The sequence below is a fragment of the Nonomuraea sp. NPDC049655 genome (genome assembly GCF_044465465.1).
Classification (GTDB): Bacteria; Actinomycetota; Actinomycetes; order Streptosporangiales; family Streptosporangiaceae; genus Nonomuraea.
This window is the reverse complement of sequence record NZ_JBITLS010000020.1, coordinates 39484-60210: the sequence shown is the minus strand read 5'-3', so window position 1 is coordinate 60210 and position 20727 is coordinate 39484. Positions and strand designations below refer to the sequence as shown.

At 75.1% G+C, this 20727-nt stretch carries 15 protein-coding genes; 13 read left to right on the top strand and 2 right to left on the bottom strand.

The features are described from left to right. Window positions 1-41: 41 nt before the first annotated feature. On the bottom strand, window positions 42-1106 hold the full coding sequence (locus tag ACIBQ6_RS46155; RefSeq protein WP_358292642.1) for a trypsin-like peptidase domain-containing protein: 1065 nt from the start codon (window positions 1104-1106) through the stop codon (window positions 42-44). Window positions 1107-1271: 165 nt separating this feature from the next. Between ACIBQ6_RS46155 and ACIBQ6_RS46150 the strand changes: the two genes are divergently transcribed. After that, a complete protein-coding gene (locus ACIBQ6_RS46150; protein ID WP_397219031.1) occupies window positions 1272-1931 on the top strand; it encodes an AMP-binding protein in 660 nt (219 codons plus the stop codon). A gap of 69 nt (window positions 1932-2000) precedes the next feature. Further along, window positions 2001-4451, top strand: a complete 2451-nt coding sequence (locus tag ACIBQ6_RS46145) for an ATP-binding protein (RefSeq protein ID WP_397219030.1) — start codon at window positions 2001-2003, stop codon at window positions 4449-4451. A 56-nt stretch (window positions 4452-4507) separates the two neighbouring features. Here the strand turns inward: ACIBQ6_RS46145 and ACIBQ6_RS46140 are convergent, their stop codons facing one another. Further along, window positions 4508-7876 carry an AfsR/SARP family transcriptional regulator gene (locus tag ACIBQ6_RS46140; protein ID WP_397219029.1) on the bottom strand — a complete coding sequence of 1123 codons (3369 nt, stop codon included), beginning with the start codon at window positions 7874-7876 and terminating at the stop codon, window positions 4508-4510. Between the two features lie 214 nt (window positions 7877-8090). Here ACIBQ6_RS46140 and ACIBQ6_RS46135 point away from each other — a divergent pair, with 214 nt between their 5' ends. From ACIBQ6_RS46135 to ACIBQ6_RS46085, 11 genes are read left to right on the top strand one after another with little or no spacing between them, the layout of a single operon-like run. After that, a complete protein-coding gene (locus ACIBQ6_RS46135; protein WP_397219028.1) occupies window positions 8091-9737 on the top strand; it encodes an AMP-binding protein in 1647 nt (548 codons plus the stop codon). A gap of 14 nt (window positions 9738-9751) precedes the next feature. Beyond that, window positions 9752-9970, top strand: coding sequence for a phosphopantetheine-binding protein (locus ACIBQ6_RS46130; RefSeq protein WP_352324385.1), 219 nt, complete (start codon window positions 9752-9754; stop codon window positions 9968-9970). Next, window positions 9967-11295, top strand: a complete 1329-nt coding sequence (locus ACIBQ6_RS46125) for an FAD-dependent oxidoreductase (protein ID WP_358292657.1) — start codon at window positions 9967-9969, stop codon at window positions 11293-11295. Before ACIBQ6_RS46130 ends, ACIBQ6_RS46125 begins: the two co-directional genes overlap by 4 nt. After that, entirely contained in the window at window positions 11288-12985 is a 1698-nt protein-coding gene (locus tag ACIBQ6_RS46120; protein WP_358292660.1) for a class I adenylate-forming enzyme family protein, read from the top strand. The genes ACIBQ6_RS46125 and ACIBQ6_RS46120 overlap by 8 nt, the downstream gene beginning before the upstream one ends. Then, window positions 12982-14442, top strand: a complete 1461-nt coding sequence (locus ACIBQ6_RS46115; protein ID WP_397219027.1) for a KamA family radical SAM protein — start codon at window positions 12982-12984, stop codon at window positions 14440-14442. The genes ACIBQ6_RS46120 and ACIBQ6_RS46115 overlap by 4 nt, the downstream gene beginning before the upstream one ends. Further along, window positions 14439-15572, top strand: a complete 1134-nt coding sequence (locus tag ACIBQ6_RS46110) for a RimK family alpha-L-glutamate ligase (RefSeq protein WP_397219026.1) — start codon at window positions 14439-14441, stop codon at window positions 15570-15572. The genes ACIBQ6_RS46115 and ACIBQ6_RS46110 overlap by 4 nt, the downstream gene beginning before the upstream one ends. Before the next feature lie 5 nt (window positions 15573-15577). Then, window positions 15578-16807, top strand: coding sequence for a phenylacetate--CoA ligase family protein (locus ACIBQ6_RS46105; protein ID WP_397219025.1), 1230 nt, complete (start codon window positions 15578-15580; stop codon window positions 16805-16807). 2 nt (window positions 16808-16809) lie between these two features. Next, window positions 16810-18066 carry an MFS transporter gene (locus tag ACIBQ6_RS46100; protein ID WP_358292670.1) on the top strand — a complete coding sequence of 419 codons (1257 nt, stop codon included), beginning with the start codon at window positions 16810-16812 and terminating at the stop codon, window positions 18064-18066. Beyond that, on the top strand, window positions 18063-18914 hold the full coding sequence (locus ACIBQ6_RS46095; RefSeq protein WP_397219024.1) for an SDR family NAD(P)-dependent oxidoreductase: 852 nt from the start codon (window positions 18063-18065) through the stop codon (window positions 18912-18914). The genes ACIBQ6_RS46100 and ACIBQ6_RS46095 overlap by 4 nt, the downstream gene beginning before the upstream one ends. Next, window positions 18911-19417, top strand: coding sequence for a hydroxyphenylacetyl-CoA thioesterase PaaI (gene paaI / locus ACIBQ6_RS46090; protein ID WP_397219023.1), 507 nt, complete (start codon window positions 18911-18913; stop codon window positions 19415-19417). The genes ACIBQ6_RS46095 and paaI overlap by 4 nt, the downstream gene beginning before the upstream one ends. Continuing rightward, window positions 19414-20727: an MFS transporter gene (locus tag ACIBQ6_RS46085; protein ID WP_358292680.1), complete on the top strand. Its 1314-nt coding sequence runs from the start codon at window positions 19414-19416 to the stop codon at window positions 20725-20727. The genes paaI and ACIBQ6_RS46085 overlap by 4 nt, the downstream gene beginning before the upstream one ends.

Here is a 20727-nt window from a genome sequence, read left to right as displayed (position 1 = left end):
GGGGGGCCCAAAACAGATCAGTCAGCGGACGCCGGCGGTGGTCAGGCGGCGCCGGAGCGTTGTGCGGCCTGGTAGACGGCCATGGCCTCGTTGCCGAAGAAGGGGCCGAACATGAAGTCGGGGGCGAAGTCGTACTTGAAGCTGTTGACGGAGTTCAGCCAGCCGAGGCCGCTGGAGGTGTCGAACCCCTCGAACCACGGCCCGCCGCTCGACCCGCCGGTCATCGCGCAGCGCAGCCCCTGGTCGCGGGTCCTGACCGGGTCCTTGAACACCCGTCCGCTGCAGAACACCAGGTCGGAGCCGTCGAAGGGGGCGGCGGCCGGGTAGCCGAAGGAGAACATCTGCCGTCCGGTGGGCTGGTTGAAGGCCACCCCCTGGCCGCCGACGACGTCGGTGAGCGTGCGTCCCTGTAAGGGCGCGACCACGGCGGCGGCGACGTCGAAGTTGATGTCCTCGTTGGTGTTCCACTGCTGGGTGGTCAGCAGCCGGGTGGCCACCCACGTGCCGAACGGGCGGCGGCCGTCGTCGAAGCCAGGGACGAACACCCAGTTGCGGTGGGCGGCGCCGTTCATCTTGACGCAGTGGCCCGCGGTCATCACGACGCTCTGGTTGGCGCTGGTCACCGCGGTGCCCGAGCAGGAGGCCGTACGCCCCTCGGCGGTGGTGAAGAAGACCCGGCCGACCGTGCGGGCGACGCCGCCCCCGTCCGCCCACGCCTGGCCCGGACTGTCCTGCGCGGGCGCCGCCCGGCGGGCCGCCGCCGCCGTGCTCCCGGCGAGCGAGGAGGCCGCCGCGCCGGTCCGGGAGCCGGTCCAGGAGGACGTCGTGATCCGGCGGCCGCCCGTCACCCCGCGGGTCGCCCAGGGCGTGCCCTGCGTCGGCCCGCCGGAGGACGTCCCGCGGCGCGGCGTGGGCGCGGAGAGCGGTCTGGCCGCCCGCATGCGCTCCGGCGTCCAGTACTCCATGACGGTCCTGCGCTGCGCCGACGAACCGGCCCCCGACCAGCCCACGGGCCCGCGATCCAGGGCGGTCCCGGCCTGCGCGGGGACCGGCGCGCCCGCCACGGCGAGCGCGACGACGGCGAGCAGGGCGACTCTGCGGTGCATGACGTACCTCCGAAACCGGAACCGGGATCTGCCGTCAGGAGGTACGCGCGCCGCCCCCGCGCGGGCTCAAGCCATGCGGAATCGGGTATGGCGCGGCCGGATTACACACCCGGTTACACACTCTGGACCATGCCGCCCGGCCGCCCCCTTCCTAGCCTGGGGGCCATGACTGGTTGGACGGAGACGGTCCTGCTGCGGGCGGCCGCTCTCGGCCCGCGGGTGGCGGTCGCCGAGGCCGCGAGCGGCGCCACGCTCACGTACGGCACGCTCGCCGTCCGCGCCCGCCAGGCCGCCCAGGGCCTGCGGCGGCGCGGCCTGCGCCCCGGCGACCCGGTGGTCGTGCTGCTGCGCGGCGGCTGCCACCTGCCCGTCGCCGGGTACGCCGTGCTCGCCGCGGGCGGCGTGGTCGTGTCCATCCCCGGCGGACCGGCCGCCACCGGCGCCCGCATCATGATCACCGACCGGGACGACGCCGACGCCATCGCCCAGGAGGCCGACATCCGGCAGGTCTACTCCTTCACCGGCGTCCCCGGCGCGGCCGGCTTCGACAGCCTGCTCGGCGCCGACGGCCCGATCGAGCCCACCGCCCGGCTCACCACCGCCCGCAAGGTGGGCGCCGCCGACGTCGTCCTGGTCGCCGGGGCCGACCTGCGGGCCTACGACATGGTGCTCGGGGCGGGCGCGCGGCTGGTCGCGGCGCACGAGCCCGACCCCGCCGAGTGCCGCCGGATCATCACCGAGCACGACGTCACCCTGCTGATCGACGCGCGGCTGCGGGTCGTCCCGGTCCGCGCCGCCGGTCCCGCGCTTGGGGCAAACCTCTGACAGCTCGTGAGGGCGGTGTCACACTGGGTGCCAATCCTGGGGTCCAGACACATGAGGATCATGGTGACGTTGCTCAGACACAACCTTCCCGCCGAGCCCGACAGGTTCATCGGGCGGGAACGGGACCTGGAGGAGTTGTGCGGGCTGGTCGGTGAGGTCAGGCTGCTGACGCTCAGCGGCGTCGGAGGCACCGGCAAGACCCGGTGCGCGCTGCAGATCGCCGCCCGGCTGGTCCCGTCCTTCCCCGACGGGGTCTGGCTGGCCGAGCTGTCCAGGCTGACCCGGGCCGACCTGCTGGTCCACGAGATCACCAAGGTGCTGGGCGTGCACGAGGAGGGCGTGCGGCCGCTGCTCGACACGCTGGTCGACTTCCTGCGCGGCAAGAAGCCGCTGCTCGTCCTGGACAACTGCGAGCACCTGGTCGAGGCGTGCGCCGAGCTGGCCGAGCGGCTGCTGACCTCCTGCGAGGACCTGCGGCTGCTGGTGACCAGCCGGGAGCCGCTGAAGATCCCCGGCGAGCTGGTGTGGCGGGTGCCGCCGCTGGCGCTGCCCGGCCCGGCGGAGGCGGCCGAGGAGGTCGAGCGGGTCGAGTCCGTGCAGCTCTTCCTCGACCGGGCGCGGTCGGCCGGGTCGGGGCTCGCGGTCACCGGCGCCAACGCCGGCGACATCGCCCGGCTCTGCCACGCCCTCGACGGCCTGCCGCTGGCCCTGGAGCTGGCCGCGGCCAGGACCGCCGCGATGTCGCCCGGCCAGATCTCGGCCCGGGTCAACGACCGGTTCCGGCTGCTGACGGCGAGCGGCCGCACCGCGCCGGCCCGGCAGCGCACCCTGCTGGCCACCCTCGAATGGAGCCACGACCTGCTCTCCCCGCAGGAGCAGGTGCTCTTCCGGCGGCTCGCGGTGTTCAGCGGGCCGTTCACCCTCGACCTGGCCGAGTCCGTCTGCGCGGGGCCGAGCCTGGCCGCCGCCCAGGTCCTCGACGTGCTCAGCGGCCTGGTCGACAAGTCGCTCGTGCTGTTCGACCAGGGCAGCTCGTGCTACCGGCTGCTGGAGTCGGCCCGCCAGTTCGCCGCCGGGAAGCTGGAGTCGGCCGGCGAGACCCGGCAGCTGCGCGACCGGCTGCTCCACGGCCTGGCCGACCTCGCCCACCACCACGGCCGCGACGTGTGGGCCACGCCCGGCCTGACCTGGCCGCAGCGCTACGCCCGGCTGCTCGCGCTCCAGGACCTGCTGGGCAACGCCCGCGAGGCCCTGTCCTGGGCCGTCCGGTCCGGCCTGGCCGAGCCCGGTCTGCGGCTCGCGTGCGGCTACATGCCGCTGTGGGCCGGGTTCGGCGAGCTGACCGAGGGCCGCCGCTGGTACGAGAGCCTGCTCGCGCTGCCCGCCGCCCGCTCCCTCGGCGACCTGTCCGCCGAGGCCCTGCTCCACCACGCCAACCTGGCCTACGAGCAGCAGGACGCCGCCGCCTGCGGCGAGTCGGCCGCCCGCGCCCTTGAGCTGCGCCGGGCGACCGGCGACGACTTCATGCTGGCCTTCACCCTCGTGATCGCCGGCATGTACGAAGGCACCAAAGGCGACCTCGCGCTGGCCGCCGAGCGCGGCGAAGAGGCCCTGCAACTGGCCCTGCGCGTCGGCAACGGCCTGATCGAGGCGTCGGCGCGGCTGCTGCTGTCCGGGGCGGCCGCCTTCCAGGGCCTCCGGCGCGAGTCGCTGACCAGGGGCGAGGAGGCCATCGAGGTCTACTCCCGCTTCGGCCACCTGTGGGGGGTCACCAGGGCCCACCTGGAGCTGGGCCGCTTCGCCGACTTCCTCGGCGACCTCGACAGCGCCCGCCGCCACCTGGAGGAGTGCGCCGAGCTGGCCGAGGAGATGGCGGCCAAGCCCGTCCTCGCCACCAGTCTCGGCCTGCTCGGCGCGGTCCTGGCCCGCCAGGGCGACGCGGAGCGGGCCAGGGCGCGGCTGGCCAGGTGCGTGACGCTGAGCCGGTCCATGGGGCAGCACCTGCCGATCATCTCCGCGCTGGTGGCGCTCGCGGTCCTGGCCGAGAAGCAGCACGACCTGGAGACCGCCGTACGCCTCTGGGCCGCGGCCAAGGCCATGGAGGAGCGGCTCGGGCTGCCCGTCTGGACGTCCGCCACGCCCGAGCCGCTGCTCGCCCGCGCCCGCGCGGAGGCCGGCGAGGGGCAGGTCCAGCTCTGGTGGACGATGGGCGGCGGCATGACGGAGGAGGAGGCCCTGCGCTACGGCCTGCGGGGCGAGCGGCCGGCCCAGGGCGCGCCGCGGCCCGCGGCGGGCAGTGCGGCGGGGGCTGCGTCGGGCCCGGCGTCGGTGCTCACGCCGCGCGAGCGAGAGATCGTCGTGCTGATCAGCCGGGGGCTGTCCAACCGGGCCATCGGCGAGGAGCTGTTCATCAGCCCGGCCACGGCCGCCCGGCACGTCGCCAACATCCTGCTCAAGCTCAACTTCGGCTCGCGCACGCAGGTCGCCGCCTGGGCCGCGGAGCACGGCGTCCTCCACTGATCCCGCCGAGACTGATCCCGCCGAGGCCGATCCCGGCGAGGTTCCGGCGGGGCCGGTCATCGGCCCGCGGCCACCTCGGCGGGCCGGGCCGGCGGCGGATCCAGGACCGCCGTGAACAGGTCGCCGGCCCGTTCCCGGAACCGTTCGGCGGCCGGCTCGTCGCCGGTGCGGCGGTGGGCGCGTCCCAGCGTCAGCAGGGCCCGCGCCTCGCCCAGCTTGTAGCCGCTGCCGGCGTGGACGCGGGCCGCGCGGGCGGCGTAGGAGATGGCCAGGCCCGGGTCGCCGCCCGCCAGCGCCGCCTCCGCGCCCGCCGCCAGCGCCGCGCCCTGCACCAGCACCGCGCCCGCCTTCCTGGCCAGCGCCAGCCCCGCCAGCGTGTCGCGCATGGCGGTCACGTGCTCGTCCAGACGGGTACGCGCCACGGCCAGCCCCACGAGCGCGTCCGCCTGGCCCACGGCGGCGCCGATGCCGCGGGCCCGCTCCAGCGCGGCGCTCAGCTGCCCGACGGCGGCCCCGGGGTCGGTCTGGCAGCGGATCCGGCCGAGCCCGAGCAGGGCGTCCAGCTCCAGCTTGGGATCGCCGACCGCCAGCGCCCGCCGCAGCGCCTCCTCGGCGTAGCCGAGCGCGTCGGCCCGCCGGCCCGCGTCCAGGTGCACGTCGGCCAGTTCCCTGCACAGTTCGGCCTGGGACCGCTCGCCGATGGCGGCGCCGAGCCCGCGCGCCGCCGTCAGGCACCGGACGGCCTCGCCCAGCCGGCCGGTCAGCCGGAGCACGTTGCCGAGGCTGGCCAGCGCGGCGGCCTCGGTCGCCGGCAGCCCGCGGTCGCGGCAGAGCGACACCGCCTCGCTCAGACGTTCCTCGGCGGCGTCGAGCCGGCCCATCTGGGTCAGCGCCAGCCCGAGGTCGACGAGCGGCGCGGCCCCCACCCGCGAGGAGCGCCGCGAGCCGTCCACGGCCAGGGCCAGCAGCCGCCGGGCCGCGCCGAGCCTGCCCTGCTGGAGGTGGACCACGCCGAGCGCGGCCAGCGCCGCGAGCTTCCCCTCCGGCCAGCCCGCCAGCTCGGCGGCCGTGAACGCCCCGCGCAGCTCCGCGACCGCCTCGGTCAGCTCGGCCGCCCGCCACCGGGTGGCGGCCAGGCAGTGCCCGACGGCCGCCTGCCCCAGGTGGTCGCCGGCCGCGCGGGCGGCCCGCCGCGCGTCCCGCAGCACGTCCGTCCAGCCGGGCTGGCCGCCGGTCAGGTCGAGGTAGCCGTTCATGGCGTCGATGAGCCGCCAGGCGTACGGGTGGTCGGGGGCGTTCCGTACGGCGGCGACGAGGTTGGCGCGCTCGGCGTCCAGCCAGGCCAGCGCGGCGGCGGCGGCGGGAAAGGCGGCCGGGCGGCCGGAGCCGTCGGCGGGGGCGCGCAGCAGGTGGGGGTAGGCGACGTCGCCGGCCTCCCGGACCATCCGCAGGTACCAGGCCATCAGCGCGTCCAGGGCGCGGGCCCGTCCCGGCGCTGACTCCTCGGCCAGCACGCGTTCGCGGGCGTACTCCCGCATCAGGTCGTGGAAGGTGTAGCGGCCCGGCTCCGGCTCCTCGACCAGGTGCGCGGCGGCGAGCCCGGACAGCAGCCGGTCGGCCTCGGCGGGCACGGTCCCGGCCAGCGCGTCGGCCGCCCCCGCGGTGAACGTGGGCCCGGGGACGAGCGCCAGCAGCCGGAACAGCCGCCGCGCCGCCGGATCCAGGCGGTGATAGGACAGGTCGAACGCGCCGCGCACGGCCGCGTGCGGATCTCCGGTGACCGCCAAAGCCGATAATCGGGTGCCGGTGAGCCGGCGCACCTGACCGGCGATGCCGCCGACGGCGTCCCCGCCCGGCCGGCCGAGGATGCCCGCGGCGGCGATGCGCAGCGCCAGCGGCAGCCGGCCGCACGCCCTGGCCAGGTCGAGCGCCGCGTCCCGCTCGGCGGCCAGCCGTTCGCCGCCGAGGATCCCGCCGAACAGCGTGACCGCCTCGCCGGTGGACAACACGCCGAGCGGGACGGGGATCGCGCCGTCCCGGGCGACCAGGCCGTCCAGGCGGTCCCTGCTGGTGATCACGGTGGCGCAGCGCCGTCCGCCCGGCAGCAGCGGGCGGACCTGCTCCTCGCTGCCGGCGTTGTCCAGCACTACCAGCACCCGCCGGTCGGCCAGCAGGCTGCGGTAGGCCGCGCTGGCCTCCTCCACCGTGCCGGGCACGCGCTCGGCGGGCAGGCCCAGCCCGCGCAGGAACCGGCCGAGCGCCTCGATCGGCAGCAGCGGCCGCTCGGCCGAGTGGCCGCGCAGGTCCACGTAGAGCTGGCCGTCGGGGAAGCGGTGGCGGTTGCGGTGGGCCCAGTGCAGGGCCAGGGCCGTCTTGCCGGACCCGCCCGCGCCGGTCAGCACGGAGATCGCCGTCCCGCCGGCGGCCGGGTCGTCGCCGCCCGCGAGCGCGTCGCGGCCGGTCGCGAGCGGGGCGCCGCCCGTCGTGGGCGGGTCGCCGCCGGTCGTGGGCGGGGCGCTGTCCTTCGTGGGTGGGGCGCCGTCGGCCGTGAGCAGGTCGAGCAGCCGGAGCTGGGCGGTCCGGCCGGTGAACTGGCCGGGGCCGGGCGGCAGCTGCGCGGGCGTCACCGTTTCCCGGGAATCGGCCGGCCTGATCGGCGGAACGTTCCCGCGCAGGATGCGCTGGTGCAGTTGCCGCAGCTCGGGGCCGGGGTCGAGGCCCAGTTCCTCGGTGAGGCGGCGGCGGGTGCGCTCGTACCGCTCCAGCGCGTCCACGCGGCGGCCGGCCCGGCACAGCGCCAGCATGAGCAGGCCGACCAGCCCCTCGCGGAACGGGTGCTCGGCGACCAGCGCGATGAGCTCCGGGACCAGCACGGCCGCGCGGCCTGCCCGGACCTCGGCGTCCAGGCACTCCTCGACGGCGCCGAGGCGTTCCTCGGCGAGCGCGTCGCGCAGCCGGTCCAGCAGCTCGCCGCCGGAGACGCCGGTCAGCGGCTCGCCGCGCCACAGGGTCAGGGCGCGGCGCAGCCCGGTGGCCTGCCGCTCGGCCGTCTCGCCGGCGCGCGCCCGGGTGACCGCCGTCCGGAACTCGTGCACGTCCACCTGCCCGGGGTCCAGGCCGAGCTGGTAGCCGCGCGGACGGTAGGCGATGGTGACGCCGGCCGCGGCCAGGAGGGGACGCAGCCGGGAGACGTACCCCTGCACCAGGTTGCGCGCCCCGGCCGGAGGCCGTTCGCCCCACAGGCCCTCGATCAGCCGGTTCACCGAGACGAGCCGGCCCGCGTCCAGCGCGAGCAGGGCCAGCGCCGCGCGCTGCCGGGGCGGCCCGAGTGGGATCTCCTGGCGCCCCCGCCAGGCGCGCACCGCCCCCAGGAGTCCGATCTTCAGTACGTCCGCCAGACCCGCCCGTGCTGTTTCGTCTGACATATCGCATTTCCCCTTTGCCACGTCGCAGGCCGCCATACAGGAGACATGACAGGCAGTACAGCCGAAATCCTGACGCCATCAAGCCCCCGTGCAGCGCCCTGCTGCACTCTGAACGCGATCTCGCTTGGGTTCGCTCCACATTCGCTTGACACGGGCTGACAGACGCGCCGACGCGCGGCCGGCCCCGTCGCGTCGCCCCGGGGAAGAGGCAGCGTTGTCCGAACCGCACCACGACGTTCTCCAGGAGTTCGCCCGCACGGCCGGGCTCCATCCGGGCCGTCCGGCCCTGGTCCACGACGGTCGCACCGTCACCTACGCCGAGCTGGCCGTCTGGGTCCGCGCCATTGCCCGGCGGCTCGGGCCCGGTCCCGGGGCGGTGGGCGTGCTGACGTCCCGCACGCCGGGGACCGTGGCCGCGCTGCTCGGCACGCTGGCGGCGGGCGGCGCGTACGTGCCCGTCGACCCGGCGCACCCGCGGGCCCGCCGGCAGGCGATGCTGGCGGCGGCCGGCTGCCGCACGCTGGTAGCGTCCGGGCCGGACGCATGGGCCCCGGACGGCGTACGGGTGATCGACCCGCCCGATCACGGCGACCCTGACGGCAGTTCCGACGACGACTCCGACCACTCCGGCGGCGACCTCGGCGGCGGCGCGGCGGGTGAGCTGCCGGTCGTCGCCGGGGACGCGCCCGCGTACGTCCTGTTCACCTCCGGTTCGACCGGTGCGCCCAAGCCCGTGGTGACGCCCAGGCGAGCGATCTCCGTCGTGACCGGGGCGCTGCGCGAGCTGTTCGGCATCACTCCGGCCGACCGGGTGCTCCAGTTCGCCTCGCTGAACTGGGACACCTGCCTGGAGGAGATCCTGCCCGCCCTGACCGGCGGGGCTGCGCTGGTCTTCCATGACGGCGCGCACTCGGGCTCGTTCCGCCGGATGTTGCGCGCGGTCGCCGACGAGCGGATCGGCGTGCTGGACCTGCCCACGGCGTTCTGGCACGAGCTGGTACGGCACCTGACCGACGAAGGCGCCGCGCTGCCTCCGTGCGTCCGGCTGGTGATCATCGGCGGCGAGGCCGTCAGCCCGTCGCGCCTGGCCGACTGGCGGGCCCTGGACACCGGCGGCCTCCGCCTGCTCAACACCTACGGATGCACGGAGACCACGCTCATCACGCACGCCATCGACCTGCACGGCCCGATGACCGACGGGGCCGGGGGTGAGCTGGCACCGGCGGCGGGGGAGCGGGTGCCGATCGGGTGGGCGCTTGCGCACGTCGAGCAGCGGGTGAGTGCGGAGGGCGAGCTGCTGGTCGGCGGGCCGGCACTGGCGCTGGGCTACCTGGGCCTGCCGGAGGCGACCGCCGCGCGCTTCGTCACCCCCGAGGCGGGTGGCGGGCGGTTCTTCCGCACCGGGGACCGGGTCACCGTGACCGGCGGCGGGGCGCTCGTCCACGAGGGACGGCTCGACCACGAGCTCAAGATCCGGGGCATCCGGGTGGACCCGGCCGAGGTCGAGGCGCACATCGCCGGTCATCCGGGGGTGAGCGCGGTGGCGGTGGCGGGCGTCACGGTCGCCGATCACACCACCCTCGCCGCCTACGTCGTCCCCCGCCCGCAGCCCCGCCGGGACGCCGAGCACCCGAAACCCGTCCAGGACGCCGACGACCCGAAGCCCGCCCGGGACGCCCAGGACCCGCAGCCCGGCCGGGACGTCGAGGGCGGGCTGGCCGGCGAGGTGCGGGAGTACCTGCGGGACCGGGTGCCGGGCCACCTGGTGCCCAGCCGGATCATCGTCGTGCCCGAACTGGCCTACACCACCAGCGGCAAGGTCGACCGCGCCGGTTCGCACCGGCGCTACACCACCAACTGAAGGAGATCATGCACGTGGACGTCACCGCCGTCTCCGACATCTTCCGGCGGGTACTGGAAAACCCCGAAATAACGGATGATTCCGACTTTTTCGTCTTGGGTGGGGATTCCCTGCTCGCCACCCGCGTCCTCAGCGCGATCGCCCGCGACTGCGGCGCCGAGCTGGACTTCGACGACTTCCTCGACGCGCCCACCCCGGCCGCGCTGGCCAAGAAGATCGCGAGCCTGGCATGAGGGTCGTCGTCGTGGGAGCGGGCCTCGCGGGGCTCACCGCCGCCGCCGACCTGGCCGCCTCCGGCGCCGAGGTCACCGTGATCGAGGCCAGGGACCGCGTCGGCGGGCGTACGCACGGCATCGAGGTCGCCCCCGGCGGCTGGGCCGACGCGGGCGCGGCGTACCTGGGGGAGCGGCACACCGCGCTGACGGCCCTGCTGGCCGAGCTGGACCTGAAGACCACCCCGGCCACCGTGGGCGGCGCGGCCAGGTTCGCGCTCGGCGGCGAGCCCGGGACCGGCCGGTTCCCGCCCCTGTCGGCGGTCGCGCTGGGCGGCCTGTTCGACGCGCTGGAGGAGCTGGCCGCCGCCGTCCGCCCCGAGGCCCCCTGGCTGACCCCGGACGCCGCCCGCCTGGACGCCACCACGGCGGCGGACTGGGCCGCCGAGCACCTGACGCATCCGGACGCGCGGCTGTTCTTCCCGCTGTTCGCCGGCGAGATGATGGCCGCCGACCCGGCGGACGTGTCCGTCCTGCACCTGGCCTTCTACCTGCGCTCGGGCGGCGGGCTGCGCTACCTGAACGCCTTCGCGGGCGGCGCTCAGGAGGACCGGATCGACGGCGGCGCCCACCAGGTGTGCCTGCGCCTGGCCGCCCGGCTCGGCGACCGGGTGCGCCTCGGCGAGCCGGTGCGCGCGGTCCACCAGGACGCGACCGGCGTGGACGTCGTCACCGCGACCGGCGCCACCAGGGCGGACGCGGTGGTGGTCGCCGTGCCGCCGGTGCTGGCCGACGCCGTGGAGTTCCGGCCGGGCCTGCCCGCGCCGCGCTCGGGCCCCCGTACGGCGCCCGGCTGCGCGGTGAAGGTGCATCTGGTCTACCCCGCGCCGCTCTGGCGCGAGCAGGGCCTTTCGGGCTGGTCGGTCAGCGCGGACGGCCCCCTGCTGTCCACCGTGGACGACTCGCCCGCGGACGGCTCGGCGGGCGTGCTGACCGGGTTCGTGACCGGCGCGCAGGCCAAGGCGTTCGCCGCGCTGCCCCCGCACGAGCAGGCCGAGCGGGCGCGGGCCCAGGTCGCGCGGCTGTTCCCCGGCCTGCCCGCCCCGGACGCCTGCCACGTGACCGACTGGCTGAGCGACGAGCACAGCCGGGGCTGCTACGCGGCGCTGTTCGGGCCGGGCGACTGGCTGCGGCTCGGCCCGCGGCTGACGACCCCCCACCAGCGGGTGCACTGGGCCGGCACCGAGACGAGCACCGAGTTCTTCGGCCTGATGGAAGGCGCCATCCGCTCAGGACACCGGGTGGCCGCGGAGATCGACGCGACGTGGAGGCACATCCATGACTGACCAGACCCCGATCGCCCCCCTGGCCGTACGGCAGGGCTTCATGACCGAGCCCGGCCTCGGCGCGGGCAACTTCCTCGACCACGCGCTGGCGGCCAACCCCAACCGGTCGGTGCCGTTCATCCACAGCCACCACACCGACCACCGCGGCCAGGTCGTGTTACGCGGCCACAGCCTGACCGACCTCGCGGCCCTGCGCGACCGGTACGCCACCTGGTACCACGCCAACGGCGTGCGGCCCGGCGAGCCCGTGGGCGTCGTCGTCGCCGAGGGCCTGGAGCCGCTGCTGCACTTCCTGGCGCTCACCGCGCTCGGCGCGATCCCGGCGATGGTCAACGACGCCATGCGGGCCGACGTCATGGCCGGCTATCTGGAGCACGTCGGCGTGGTGGGCGTGGTCGCCGACGACACGACCCGGCTGCAGCTCGCCTACCGCAACACGCCGCGCGCCCGGCCCCGGTTCGTCGCCCTGGCGGCCGAGGTGCGGGCCCACGACGCGGCGTCGAGCGGGCTGCCGGAGCAGTACCCGTACCGGCACGAGCCGGACGACGTGGTGGCGCTCATCCACTCCTCCGGCACCACCGGCACCCCCAAGTCCACCATCCTCGGACACCGCAGCTTCTGGGACGGCAAACAGCTCCGGATGGTGCGTTTCCCGGCGGAGCCGTACGACCGGCTGATGTCGCTCATGCCGCACACGCACGCGGGCGGGCTCAGCTACTTCCTCACCGCGGTGCTGCTCGGGCTGCCGACCGTGATCATGTCGGACTGGCGGCGGGCCGGGGTGGAGCCGGTCATGGAGGCGTTCCAGCCGACCATGGTGGCCTCGTTCCCGCGCACGTTCGTCGAGCTGGCCACCGGCGAGCTGCCGGTCAGGGGCGCGGCCAGGGTGCACTCCTGGTTCAACACCGGGGACAGCGCCCACTACGGGCACATCCGGCGGCTCGTCCAGCTCGGCGAGCGGCCCGCGGGGCTGATCAGGTCGTGGCTGCTGCCGCGCGGCGAGGCCGCCGGCGAGCCGCTGCCCGGCTCCCAGTTCGTCGACGGGCTCGGCTCCTCGGAGATGGGCATGGCGCTGTTCGGCCAGGTCACCACGCCCGAGACGCCGCGCGCCGACCGTTGCGTGGGCAAGCCGCAGGACGCGGTGATCAAGGCCGCCGTGCTCGACGAGAACGGCCGGGAGCTGCCCGACGGCGAGGTCGGCCTGCTGGGCGTGATCACCCCGTCGCGCACCCCCGGCTACTGGAACGACGCCAGGCTGACCGGCAGCTTCGAGCTCAACGGCTACTGGCTCACCGGCGACGTCGCCCGCAGGGACGCCGAGGGCGACTTCTACCACCTCGACCGCACCGTGGACGTGATCGACACCGCGGCCGGGCCGGTCTACAGCCTGCCCGTCGAGGAGGTGCTCATCGCCGACTGCGCGGACCTCGTCCAGGACTGCTCGGTCGTCGGCGTGCCGGGGCCCGGGGGGCAGGTGCCGATCGCCGTCGTACGGACGCAGGCCGAGGCCGCCGCGGTCACCGCCGAGGAGATCAGGGAGAAGGCCAACAAGGCGCTGGCCGACGCGGGCCTGGCCACGCTGGCCGCGGTGATCCTGGCGCGTACCGAGCAGGACTACCCGCTCGGCCCCACAGGCAAGGTGCTCAAGCGCGAGCTCCGCACCCGGCACGCGGCGCTGTTCGCCGGATGAGCCCGCACGACGACACGCCCCGCCACCCCGCCGGCGGCGCCGGGAGCACCCGGCCCGCCGCCGCGGGGCCCGGGACCGGCCGGCCCAGCACCGCGGGCCCCGGGCCCGCCCCCGACCGCCCCTATGTGTACGCGCGGCGGGCGCTCGCCGAGCCCGACTGGCGGCGGCTGCCGGGGTGGCGCGGGGTCACCGAGGCGCAGTGGCGCGACGCCCAGTGGCAGCGCGCCCACTGCGTGCGCAACGCGGCGCAGCTCCGCGCCGTGACCGGCGAGCTGCTCCAGGACGCCTTCCTCGCCGACCTGGCCGCCGACGTGGCGCGGTTCGCCACCATGTCCATGCTGGTCACGCCCCAGCTGCTCAACGTCATGGCGCCGGACGAACCCGGCGGTCCGGCCGCGTTCACGGCGGCGTTCCTGGCCAACCCGGTCCGCCGCTACCTGGTGCCGGTCGCCTCCGACCGGCATCCGGTCTGGCCGAGCCATCCGCGGGCCCAGCGGGACTCGCTGCACGAGGCCGAGATGTGGGCGGTGGAGGGCCTGACCCACCGCTACCCGACGAAGGTGCTGGCCGAGCTGCTGGCCACGTGCCCGCAGTACTGCGGCCACTGCACCCGGATGGACCTGGTCGGCACCTCCACCCCGCAGGTCGTCAAGGCCAGGCTCACGCTCAGGCCGGTGGACCGGCAGGAGCTGATGCTGGACTACCTCAAGCGCACGCCCGCCGTCCGCGACGTGGTGGTCTCCGGCGGCGACCTGGCGAACATGCCGTGGCCGCGGCTGGAGGCGTTCCTGCTGCGGCTGCTGGAGCTGGAGTCCGTACGCGACATCCGGCTGGCCACCAAGGCGCTGGTCGGGCTGCCGCAGCACTGGCTCCAGCCGGCCGTGGTCGAGGGCGTGGGCCGGGTGGCGGCCGTCGCGCGGGCCCGCGGGGTGAACCTGGCCGTGCACACCCACGCCAACCACGCCCGCTCGGTGACGCCGCTGGTCGCCGAGGCGGCCGGGGTCCTGCTCGCGGCCGGCGTGCGGGACGTGCGCAACCAGGGCGTGCTCATGCGCGGCGTGAACGCCACCCCGCACGACCTGCTCGACCTGTGCTTCGCCCTGCACGGCGAGGCCGGGATCCTGCCCTACTACTTCTACGTCTGCGACCTGATCCCCAACGCCGAGCACTGGCGCACCCCGCTGCACCAGGCGCGGCACCTCCAGGAGGCCGTCATGGGCCACCTGCCCGGCTACGCCACGCCCCGGATCGTGTGCGACGTGCCCTACGTCGGCAAACGCTGGGTGCACCAGGCCGCCGCCTACGACCGGGAACGCGGCGTCTCGTACTGGACCAGGAGCCACGGGATCGGGCTGGAGCCGCCCGGCCCGGAGCGCCGCTTCCCCTTCTACGACCCGATCGACACCCTGCCCGAGCCCGGCCGCCGCTGGTGGGCGAGCCAGAAGGGAGAGTCATGAGCTCGTTGCGCCGTTTGTGCTGGATCTTCCCCGACCGGGAGTCCACCCGGGCCACCGCGATGTGGCACCCGTTCTTCTGGGACCTGTACGAGGAGGTCGCCGCCGAGCTCGGCCTGCGCTGGACCAGGAACTCCCCGGACTCGGTCACCGTGGACGCCCTGGAGCCCGGCCGCCCCCGCGTCTTCGTGGACGACGAGCCCGTCACCCCCGAGGACACCCTCTTCATCACCGCCCTGTACTCCCTGCCCTACCAGTCCATGGACGTCTTCAACCAGTACGCCCTCTACGCCGTGCTGGAGGAGGCCGGCTTCTACCTGCCGTTCCCGCCGTCCCTGTCGCCGGTGGCCAACGACAAGCTGGCCACCGTCCTGCGGCTGCGCGACTCGCCCGTGCCGCCGATCCCGACGCTGCGCATCGGCACCGGCCGGGACACCAGCAAGCACCTGTACGAGGCCGCCATCGCCGGCCTCACCTACCCGGCCCTGGTCAAGCCGGCCGGCTGGTGCGGCGGCGGCGGGGTGAACCTGGCCCGCGACTCCGAGGAGCTGCGCGGCCTGGCCAGCCTCGCCCAGGGCGGCGACACCACGCTCGTCGTCCAGCCCTACCTGGGCGACGGCACCGTGGACTACCGCGTCTATGTCGTGGACGGCGAGCCGTACGCGGTCATGAAACGCATCCCGGAGCCTGGCTCGCCGGTCGCCAACGCCAGCAGGGGCGGCACGATGGAGTTCCCGCCCGTGCCGCCCGAGCTGGCGGCGGCCACGGCGTACTTCTACGAGCGGGTGCCCATCCCGTTCTTCTGCGTCGACTTCCTGCACGACGGCGAGCGCTACTGGTTCTCCGAGCTGGAGCCCGACGGCGTGATCGCGCCCGACCTCGGCGACCCCGCCCGCACCCTCCAGCGCGACGTCACCCGCGCCCGCTGGACGGCCTACCGCGACGGCCACACCCGCTTCCTCAAAGACCGCCTCCCGTACGACCGCCTCCCGCACGACCGCCTCCCGCACGACCGCCTCCCGCACGACCGCCTCCCGCACGACCGCCTCCCGCACGACCGCCACCCGCACGACCGCCACCCGCACGACCGCCTTCCGCTAGACCGTCTTCCGCACGACCCCGAGAGCTGGTGACCCCCATGACCGAATCGTTCTCGCTGACGTCCGCGGCGGCCGAGCCGCTGCTGCGCGTCCCGAGGCGCTCGCTGGAGCGGCTGAGGAGCGTGCCCGCGCTCGCGCCGCGCTACGAGGGCCACGAGAAGGTGCTCACGCTGGAGGACCTGGCCGCCCTGCCGCCGCTGGTCAAGGACGACCTCAACGTCGCGCTCGCGCACCTGGAGCCCAAGTCCGGACAGGGCGCGACCTGGCTCTTCCAGAGCGGCGGCAGCACCGGCGCGCCCAAGGTCGGCTACGCCCCCACCGGCTTCTACATGGACGGCGTGCACCGCCATTGGCAGCCGCTCGAACCGGACGACGTCTTCGTCAACGCCTGGGGCGCCGGCCGCATGTGGGGCGCCCACTTCCTGGCCGCCGCCTTCGCCGACCTGTCCGGCTGCCGCGTCATCGCCCTGGGCTCGGTCGGCAAGGAGGAGTACGGCGACTGGCTCGGCTTCTTCGCCGACCGGAAGGTGACCGCGTTCGGCGGCACGCCCAGCGTCCTGCGGCTGTGGTTCGCCCACGCCCGCGCGGCCGGCCTGCGCCTGCCCGCGCTGCGCAAGGTGCTCTGGCTGGGCGAGGCCTGGCATCCCCAGCTCGACGAGGACCTGGCCGAGGTCGCCCCGGACGCCCGCCGCTGGGGCATGTTCGGCAGCACCGAGACCTGGGTCGCCGCCACCAACACCCCGGACTGCCCGGCCGACGTCTTCCACCCGCTGCCCGACCAGCTCGTGCACAGCGACGCCGACGAGCTGCTGGACTTCACCACGCTCAACCCCGACATGCTCAACCCGGTGCTGCGTTACCGCACCGGCGACGCCGGCCGCCTCGTCTCCTGCCCGTGCGGCCGGGACGGCAGGGCGCTGCGCGTCCTGGGCCGTCGCGACTCGGTCGTCCAGGTGCGCGGCCTCGGCCTGCACGTGGACGACGTCGTCGCCCAGGCCGAGCGCGAGGCCGGCGTGCTGCGCGCCCAGGTCCTGATCACCGAGCGGCAGGGCCGGGTCTCCGGCGTGGACGTGCTGCTGCTGACCGGCCCCGACACCCCGCCCGACCTGCCCGAACGGCTGCGCCACGACCTCCTGGCCGCCACCTTCACCCTCAGCACGGCCTTCCAGCACGACCCCGGCTCCTTCCGCGTCCGGACGGTGGACGCGCTGATCGGCAACGACCGCACCGGCAAGACCTCCTCCTTCGTCGTGCGGGAGGAGCAGTGAGGATGCCGGGGTCGCTCGGCCGGGAGTTCGGCCTCTACTGGAGCGGCCAGACGGTGAGCCTGCTCGGCGACCGGATCACCGTGTTCGTCGTGCCGACGCTGATGATCTTCGTGTTGCACGCCTCCGCGCTGGAGGTGGGCGTCGTGGCCATGGCCCAGTACCTGGGCATCCCGCTGCTCGGGCCGATCGCCGGGGTGCTCGTGGACCGGTGGGACAAGCGGCTGACCATGGTCGTGTGCGACCTCGTCCGGCTGGTGGCGGTGGGGGTCATCCCGGTCGCGTACTGGTGCGGGGTGCTCTCGACGCCGGTGCTGTTCGTGTGCGTGGCGCTGATCAGCGGCGCGACCATCTTCTTCAACATCGGCTACCTCGTCGCCGTGCCGACGACCGTGCCGCAGGACCGGCTGGTGCGGGCGTACTCGCGGCTGGAGGGCAGCAGCACGGTGTCGGAGGTGGCCGGGCCGTCGATCGCGGCGGGGCTGTACCACCTGCTCGGCGTCGCCTCGCTGCTCGTGGACGCGGCCAGCTACCTGGTCTCGGCGGCCTGCCTGCGGGCCATGAAGCCGTGGGGCGTCACGACCGGGGAGCGGGTGCCGGTGCGCTCGCGGCTGATGCTCGGCTTCCGGCTGAACTGGGCCGACCCGGTGCTGCGCCGGGTGGTGCTGGCCGCGGTGGTGCTCAACTCGGGCGGGCCCGTCTTCGTCACGGTCCTGCCGGTGCTGGCCTACCAGGGGCTCGGCGTCTCGGTGGGCGTGTTCGGCGCGGCGATGTCGGCGGCGGCCGTCGGCGCGGTGCTCGGCGCGCTGGCCGCACCGAAGATCAGCGACCGGCTCGGCCTCGGCCGGACCATGGCCTGGGCGCTGCTGCTGCACTGCCTGGTCGGCCTCGGCGTGCTGGCCGCGCCCGCGCTGCCCGCCGCGGCGGTGATCGGCGTGACGTTCGGCTGCTACGGCTTCTTCATGTCGTGCATCAACGTGTGCAGCGCGCCGATCCGGCAGTCGCGGATGGCCGCCGAGAACCAGGGCGTCATGCACGCCGCGTTCCGCACGGCGACCTGGGGGGTGATCCCGCTGGCCGCGCTCGCGGGCGGGTCGGCGGTCACCCTGCTGACGCCCGCGCTGGGCGTGCTCGGCGCGGCGCAGGCCGTCATGGCCGGCGGCACGCTGCTGGCGGCGTTCTCGTTCCTGCCCGCCTCGGGGATCCAGGCCCACATGGACCGGGCCGAGCCGCGGGCGCACCTGGCGGGGAGCGCGTCATGACGACTGTGCTGATCACCGGGACCTCGTCGGGGATCGGGCTGGCCACCGCGGTGACCGCCGCACGGGCCGGACTGACGGTGGTGGCCACCATGCGCGACCCCGGACGCGACGGCGACCTGCGCGCGGCGGCCGACCGGGCCGGCGTCACCCTGGACGTCCGCCACTTGGACGTCACCGACCCCGCCTCGGCGCGGGCGTGCGTGAAGGGCGTGCGCGAGACGTACGGAGGGCTGGACGCGCTGGTCAACAACGCGGGCGTGTCGAACTTCGACCCGACGATGGAGATGTCCACGCCGGAGGCGCTGCGCGCCAACTTCGAGGTCAACTTCTTCGGGGTGATCGAGGTGAGCCGGGTGGCGATGCCGCTGCTGCGGGCCGCCGGAGGGCGTCTGGTGACGGTCGGCAGCGTGCACGGCGTCGTCGGCCAGCCGTTCAACGAGGCGTACGCGGCGGCGAAGGCGGCGGTCGAGGGGTTCATGGAGAGCCTGGCGCCGGTCGCGGCCGCGCACGGCGTGCGGGTGAGCGTGGTGGTGCCCGGCTTCGTCTCCGACACCCGGTTCGGGATTTTTCCGGACATCAACCGGAAGACCATCCGGGCCGCCTCCGGCCCGTACGCCCCGGCCTTCGACGCCTACCTCGACTGGGTGTGCGGCCCCGGCTGGGAGGGCGCCGGCCAGACCTCCTGGCAGGTGGCCGACGTGATCGTGGCCGCGCTGACCGCCGCCGACCCGCCCTTCCGCATCCCGACCGGGCCCTGGGTGTCGCGGTACGTGGCCGGCAAGCTCGCCGACCCCGACGGCTCGGCCGTCCAGGCCATGGCCAGGACCTGGCTCGGAGCCACCCCATGACCGCCCCCATGACCGCCCCCATGACCGCCCCCGCGACCGGCTCCGCGACCGGCTCCGCGACCGGCTCCGCGACCGGCTCCGCGACCGGCTCCGCGACCGGCTCCGCGACCGGCCCCGATCCGGCCTGCCGGGCGCTCGGCATCGCGCTGGAGGAGGCCGCCGGCGGCCGGGCCCGGCTGCGCATGCGCGTCACCGAGGACATGGTGAACGGGCACGGCGTCGCCCACGGCGGCTACCTGTTCCTGCTCGCCGACGCCGCCTTCGACCACGCCTGCAACAGCCGCGGCCCGGTCATGCTGGCCCACAGCGCCCAGGTGACGTTCCTGCGCCCGGCGGCGGCCGGCGACGTGCTGGTGGCCGAGGCCACGGAACGGGCCAGGCACGGCCGGCACGGCGTCTACGACGTCACCGTGCGCCGCCCGGCCGGCGAGGTCGTCGCCGAGTTCCGCGGCCACGGCGTCGTGGTCGCCGGCCGTCCCACCAACGAAGGGAAAACCTCATGAACCGGCGGACCGGACGCTGGATCGAGCACTGGGAACCCGAGGACCCGGGGTTCTGGGCGGCCGTCGGACGCCGCGTCGCCACCAGGAACCTGATCTTCTCCATCTTCGTCGAGCATCTCGGCTTCGCGGTGTGGCTGCTGTGGAGCGCCGTGGTCGTCCTGCTGCCGAAGGCGGGCTTCCCGTTCACCGTCGACCAGCTCTTCTGGCTGGTCGCGGTGCCGAACCTGGTCGGCAGCACGCTGCGGCTGCCCTACACCTTCGCCGTCTCGGCCTTCGGCGGGCGCAACTGGAACGTGGCCAGCGCCCTGCTGCTCCTGGCGCCGACGGGGCTGCTGGCCTGGCTGGTCACCGATCCGGCCAGGCCCTACTGGATGTTCCTGGCCGCCGCGGCCACGGCCGGGCTCGGCGGCGGCAACTTCGCCTCCTCCATGGCCAACGTCTCCTACTTCTACCCGGAGCGGCGCAAGGGGTTCGCGCTGGGCGTGAACGCGGCCGGCGGGAACCTGGGCGTGGCGGTCGTGCAACTGCTGATCCCGCTGGTGGCGGCGGGCGGCCTGGCGTACGCCGGGCTGGTGTGGATGCCGCTCGTCGTGGCCGCCGCGCTGTGCGCGTACCTGTTCATGGACAACCTGGCCGTGGCCAGGACCGGCTTCGGCACCCAGGGCAGGGCGTTCCTGCGTCCGCACACCTGGGTCATGTCCTTCCTGTACATCGGCACCTTCGGCTCGTTCATCGGCTACTCGGCGGCGTTCCCGCTGGTCGCCCGGTCGGCGTTCGCCGAGTCCGCCTCGCCGTACCTGGCCTTCCTCGGGCCGCTGGCCGGGTCGCTGGCGCGGCCGGTCGGCGGCTGGCTGGCCGACCGGCACGGCGGGGCCAAAGTCACCTCGTGGTCGTTCGTCGCCATGGCCGCCGGGGCCGTGGCCGCGCTCGCCGCGCTCGGACGGCACAGCTTCCCGCTCTTCCTGGGCGCGTTCCTGCTGCTGTTCGTCGCCTCGGGGGCGGGGAACGGGTCCACGTACCGGATGATCCCGGCCATCTTCACCGCGCAGGCCCGGCACGGGTCTCCGGACGCGCGGCTGCGGGCCAGGCGCGAGGCCGCGGCGGCCATCGGCATCGCCTCCGCGGTCGGCGCGTTCGGCGGGTTCCTCATCCCCCGCGGCTTCGCCGTCTCGCTGGCCGGGACGGGTTCCGTCGCGCCCGCCCTCCAGGTGTTCATCGGCGCCTACGCCGTCTTCCTGGCCACCAACTGGTGGTTCTACCGCCGCCGGGTGCTGGCGCGGGTCCCGAGCCTCGCCCACAGCCGGATCTGA